At 69.7% G+C, this 5,309-nt stretch carries 5 protein-coding genes and 1 pseudogene; 1 reads left to right on the plus strand and 5 read right to left on the minus strand.

The window, feature by feature from the left end; genetic code table 11:
- From P409_RS25700 to rpsF, 5 genes and pseudogenes are all read right to left on the minus strand, one after another.
- Nucleotides 1–477: pseudogene (locus P409_RS25700) on the minus strand (hypothetical protein); the annotation flags it as partial.
- Entirely contained in the window at nt 474–3,026 is a 2,553-nt protein-coding gene (gene mprF / locus P409_RS25705) for a bifunctional lysylphosphatidylglycerol flippase/synthetase MprF (RefSeq protein WP_161790474.1), read from the minus strand. The gene mprF and the pseudogene P409_RS25700, both read right to left, overlap by 4 nt.
- Nucleotides 3,027–3,289: 263 nt before the next feature.
- Nucleotides 3,290–3,880, minus strand: a complete 591-nt coding sequence (gene rplI, locus P409_RS25710; protein WP_034845147.1) for a 50S ribosomal protein L9 — start codon at nt 3,878–3,880, stop codon at nt 3,290–3,292.
- Nucleotides 3,881–3,893: 13 nt separating this feature from the next.
- Nucleotides 3,894–4,124 (minus strand): 30S ribosomal protein S18, encoded by a 231-nt coding sequence (gene rpsR / locus P409_RS25715; RefSeq protein ID WP_306770208.1) that lies wholly within the window; start codon nt 4,122–4,124, stop codon nt 3,894–3,896.
- Between the two features lie 5 nt (nt 4,125–4,129).
- Nucleotides 4,130–4,585, minus strand: coding sequence for a 30S ribosomal protein S6 (rpsF, locus tag P409_RS25720; protein ID WP_034845151.1), 456 nt, complete (start codon nt 4,583–4,585; stop codon nt 4,130–4,132).
- Nucleotides 4,586–4,817: 232 nt separating this feature from the next.
- Here rpsF and P409_RS25725 point away from each other — a divergent pair.
- Nucleotides 4,818–5,309: ACP S-malonyltransferase (locus P409_RS25725; RefSeq protein ID WP_034845153.1), on the plus strand; the 492-nt coding region annotated here is incomplete at its 3' end.

Below are 5,309 nucleotides of genomic sequence, written 5' to 3' on the forward strand. Positions count from 1 at the left end.
GATCGTGGTCTTGGCTGCCGCCTGGGCCACCGCGCCGTACGCCACGGTCGCGCCCTGGCCCCGGCCCACAACGATCGGGGCATGATAGGCGGCGAATTTGTACTCGCGCTCGAGCCTCTGGCTGAGATCCTCGAAATCGCCGGCCGGAGAATGGCAGTCCTGGTCGTCGCCGCGATCCAGCCCGTCGAGATAGCTCTTCAGGTCGACGCCGACGACGAAGGCGCCGTTACCCTGCAGCGTTCGGGCCGCCGTATCGAACTCCGGGGTCCAGCCGGTGTCGTCAGACAGCAGGAAGACCATGGAGTTCGGCTGTCCCTCCGGCTGCCACAGCCGGACCGAGCCGAGGGTGCCGCCATCATAGTCGCGGGGCGGCGCGGCGGAGGCGCGCTGGTCCGGGATCAGCCAGGCCGCCGCGGCCAGGGCGACGCCGGCCGTCACCGCCAGACCGGCGGCGACCAGCCAGGATGTCCGCTTCATCGCGCCACCAGCCCCTTGATCCCGCCGCCGATCAGCGCCGCGATGTCGGAGATGGCCAGGGCGGGGGCCAGGCCGCTCGGCGTCGCCAGGTAGCGCGGCTCCCAAACCGGGTCGAATTTCTGCTTGAAGGCGCGCAGCCCCTCGAAATTGTAGAAGCGGGCGCCGCTGCGATAGACGAACCGGCCGATCCGGTGCCAGAGCGGTGCCAGCGGGTGGCTCTCCAGCCCCGACAGCGGCGCCATGCCGAGGCTCAGCGCCTCGTAGCCCTGCTCCTTGAAGTGCACGATCAGCTTGGTGATCAGATACTCCATCACCAGCTTGGAGTTCGCCTCGGTGTGCCGCATCAGGTCGATGGCGACCTCGTCCTTCTGCTCCGTCACCATCAACGTGGCGAAGGCGACCAGCCGGCCATTCTCCCGCACCAGGGCGGTGGGCGAGCCGTGGACATAGCCGGGGATGAAGGCGCCGAGCGAGAACCGCTTTTCCTTCGCCGCCTGCTTGTGCAGCCAGTCGTCGGAGACGGCGGCGAGCTCGCCGATGAGGCCCGTGCCGGTGCCCGCCGGCACGATCTCGAAGGTCAGCCCGTCCTTCTCGCCGCGGGACAGGGCATAGCGCAGCGCCTTCTTGCGGCTGCCACCCTCCAGCGTGAAGCTGCGCAGCGGCACCCGCGCCTCTTCGCCCAGCTTCGACAGGGTCATGCCGGTGTCGAGATACAGCGGCAGGGTCTCGGCCCGGACGCCGTAATAGGCCGGGCGGCCGCTGGTGGCCTCGGTCATCTCGCGGAAGCGCCAGATCAGCTCCGGCCAGTCCTCGCGGGCGCCGACCGGGTCGCCCAGCGCGGCCCAGGTACGGCCCTGGATGGCGTACATCAGGAAGGCGCGACCGCTGTCGGAGAACAGCAGGGCCTTGTCGCCCATGCGCACCAGGTTGGCCTCGGCGCGGGGCTGCTGCCGCAGGATCTGCTCGGCCTGATGGATCTCGGCGGCGGTCGGCGCCGCCATCCTGCCACGCTGGGCCCGGACCAGATGCCACAGGCCGTAGAGCGAGGCCAGCAGGCTGACCGCCACCATCGCGCGCAGCGCCCGCGACGCTTCGTCATGGATCTCGAAGGTCCACCACAGGTCGTTGGCGTAGGCGACGTGGCGGAAGGAGAAGAAGGTCAGCCAGGCCATGCCGCCGACGACGCTGCCGAGCGCAATCAGCCAGCCCGGCGTCATCGGCTGGTCGAACAGGGCCGAGCGGCGCCAGAACTCCTCCCGGCAGGGCAGCATGATGACCAGGCACAGCAGCAGCAGCAGCGCCTCGCGCCAGGCGAAGCCCTTGCCCAGCGCCAGCACGGCGCTGACGGCCAGCAGCAGCAGGGTCAGCCAGTAGGCGGCGATCAGCCGCCGGAACAGGCCCCAGGCGACGACCAGCAGCGCCAGCCCGGTCATGGCCGCGAGGATGTGCGACAGCTCGACCACCGCGACCGGCAGGTTCTCCAGGATCTCGAAGCGGCTCTTCAGCGTCGGGGTCGCGGCCGACACCAGCAGCAGCGTGCCGACGACGAAGATCAGCGCCGCCATCACCGACGGCATCAGCCGGCCGGCAACGTCGAGGGTCAGCCGGGTCGGGGCGTGGTTCTGCAGGCGGCGCAGCCCGCGCGCGGTCTCGGCGCTGGCGAGGATGCTGACGGCCAGGATCACCGGGATCAGGAAGTAGACCGCGCGGTAGACGACCAGCGCCGCGGCGATGGCCTGCGGCGGCAGCACCGGGCCGAGGCCGAGCAGCATAACCGATTCGAACACGCCGACGCCGCCCGGCACATGGCTGATGATGCCGGCCACGGTGGCCACGACGAAGACGACGAAGAAGGCGCTGAACGGCACGCTGCCATGCGGCAGCAGCACCCAGAAGGCGAAGCCGGCGAACAGCAGCTCGACCGTCGAGATCACCAACTGGCCGGCGGCGATGCCGAAGCTGGGCAGCGGGATTCGCCCCAGGAAGGGCTGGCCGGGCCGGCGGCGGGCGCAGAGCAGCAGGAACAAGGCCGCGCCGGCCAGGATCGCGGTGGCACCCGCGTTGGTCCAGAGGCTGTGGACGCGGAGCGCGCGGGTCAGCAGATGCGGCTGCAGCAGCACGGCGCCGGCGCCGACGGTGACGATGCCGAAGCCGAAGGCGAGGGCACAGAAGCCGGCGACCTTGGCGATGTCGCCGAATTCCAGCCCGGTGGCGGTGTAGACGCGGTAGCGCACCGAGCTGGCGGTGACCAGGCCGCCAATGGTGTTGCCGACGGCATAGCCGCAGAAGCTGGCCAGGGCCATGGTCCGCAGCGGTACCCGGGCACCGACATAGCGCAATGCCGACCAGTCATAGCCCATCAGGGCAACGAAGCTGCCGATCGTGCCCAAGAGGGCCAGCCCGACCGAGGTCCAGGGCAGCGCGCGGATGCGCGCGATCAGGTCGTGCCAGCTCATCGCCGCCAGCTCCTGCCGGATCGCGTAGGCGGCGCCCGCGAACAGCAGCAGGGTGATGATGGTGAGGAGGGCCGGCTTCAGGCGCTGATGCATGGGCCGAAGGGTCACGGCGCCGGCGACGCCGGCCGCGTCGACAGTCGGAAGGGAAACCGCCTGCGGCTGTGCCGTGGACATGGACGGGAACTCGATTGGACCGGATTGGCCGGACGCTAATCCTGCTGGGCCCCCGGATCACGTTAAGAGTTTGCAACGTCCAGTTCAGGTTGCGTCCGCGGCCTGCGAATGCGATCGCCTCTAAGAAAAAGGCGCGGACCCGAAGATCCGCGCCTCCCTCGATACAGGACAATATCGGCTGGTTACGCCGGCTCGCCTTCCGTGCTCTCGGACTCGACCTCGGCCTCGGCCAGGGCGGCCGCAGCAGCCGCCTCGGCCGCCGCTTCCTCTTCCTCGAGGACCGAGGCGACGACCATGCCGCCGCGCTCGCGCTGCATCTCGGCCTCTTCGGCCGAGCGGGCGACGTTCACGGTCACCACGACGCTGACCTCGGGGTGCAGCCGGATCCGGACCTTCTCCAGGCCCAGGGTCTTGATCGGCTGCTCGATCGCGACCTGGCCGCGCGAGACGGTGTAGCCGGCCTCGGTCAGGGCCTCGGCGATGTCACGAGCCGACACCGAGCCGTAGAGCTGGCCGGTGTCGCCGGCCTGGCGGATGACGACGATGTGAACGTCGTCCATCCGGCCCGCGACCTGCTCGGCCTCGCCCTTCGCCTTGAGGTTGTTGGCCTCGATCTGCGCCCGCTGCTTCTCGAACACGGCCAGGTTGGCCTTGGTCGCGCGCAGCGCCTTCTTCTGCGGCAGGAGGTAGTTGCGGGCGAAGCCGGGCTTCACCTTCACCACGTCGCCGATCTGGCCGAGCTTCTCGACCCGCTCCAGCAGGATGATTTCCATCGGACCCTCTCCCTTACTTCACGATGTAGGGCAGGAGGCCGAGGAAGCGCGCGCGCTTGATGGCGCGGGCCAGCTCACGCTGCTTCTTGGCCGAGACCGCGGTGATGCGGCTCGGGACGATCTTGCCGCGCTCGGAGATGAACCGGCCCAGCAGCTTGGTGTCCTTGTAGTCGATCTTCGGCGCGTTGGCGCCGGAGAACGGGCAGGTCTTCCGGCGGCGGAAGAACGGACGGCGTGCACCCATCGCGCTCATGCCTGGGCTCCTTCACCTTCGGCCTGGTCGCGGCCGAAGCCACGGTCCCGGCGCTCGCCACGGTCACGATCGCCGCGGCCATCACGGTCGCCCCGGCCGTCCCGATCGCGACCGTCGCGGTCACGGCCGGCCCGGCTCTGCATCATCACCGACGGACCCTCCTCGAGGGTGTCGACGCGCAGGGTCAGGGTGCGCAGCACGTCCTCGTTGATGCCCATCAGGCGCTCCATCTCGGCCACGGCGGCGGCCGGAGCGTCGATGTTCAGCAGGACGTAGTGGCCCTTGCGGTTCTTCTTGATCCGGTAGGCGAAGCTCTTCAGACCCCAGTACTCGGTCTTGGTGATCTTGCCGCCGTTCTCGGAGATGATGGCGGAGAAACCCTCGGTCAGGGCCTCCACCTGCGCAGCGGACACGTCCTGCCGCGCGATGTACACGCTCTCGTAAAGTGGCATGGTGACTCCTTATGGCTGTTCCCGGCATGGCGCTGTGCGGCGGACCACCAGCCGCCCATGCCAAAGCCGACCGCTATGCCGTGCGGCCGGCAAGGAGCATCGACGAAGGCGCGCACTATACTCAGGAACGCCCGAAGATCAAGCGCGATCGGGACCCTGTATCGCTGATCAGGCTTGACTTGCAGTGGCGAGGCTCTAAGACCAGCGCCCTTATTGCATGCGGGGGATCGCCATGGCGCGCGCTTTCGTGTTTCCGGGACAGGGCAGCCAGGCTGTCGGCATGGGCAGGGCGCTGGCCGAAGGGTCGGCGGCCGCGCGAGAGGTCTTTGCCGAGGTCGACGCGGCCCTGGGCCAGAAGCTGTCCGAGCTGATGTTCGGCGGCGATATCGAGACGCTGACGCTGACCGAGAACGCCCAGCCGGCGCTGATGGCGGCCGCGGTCGCCGCGGCGCGGACGGTGACGGAGCGGTCCGGCAAGCCGCTGGCCGACTTCGCCGGCTTCGTCGCCGGCCACAGCCTCGGCGAGTACTCGGCCCTGGCGGCGGCGGGCGCGATCAGCGTCGCCGACGCGGCCCGGCTGCTGCGCCTGCGCGGCCGGTCGATGCAGAAGGCGGTGCCGGTCGGCGTCGGTGCCATGGCGGCGCTGCTGGGCCTCGACCTCGACCAGGCGCGCGACGTCGCCGCCCGCGCCTCGACCGCGGAGTCGATCTGCACCGCGGCCAAT

This window comes from Inquilinus limosus MP06, assembly GCF_000767795.1.
Taxonomy (GTDB): domain Bacteria; phylum Pseudomonadota; class Alphaproteobacteria; order DSM-16000; family Inquilinaceae; genus Inquilinus; species Inquilinus limosus_E.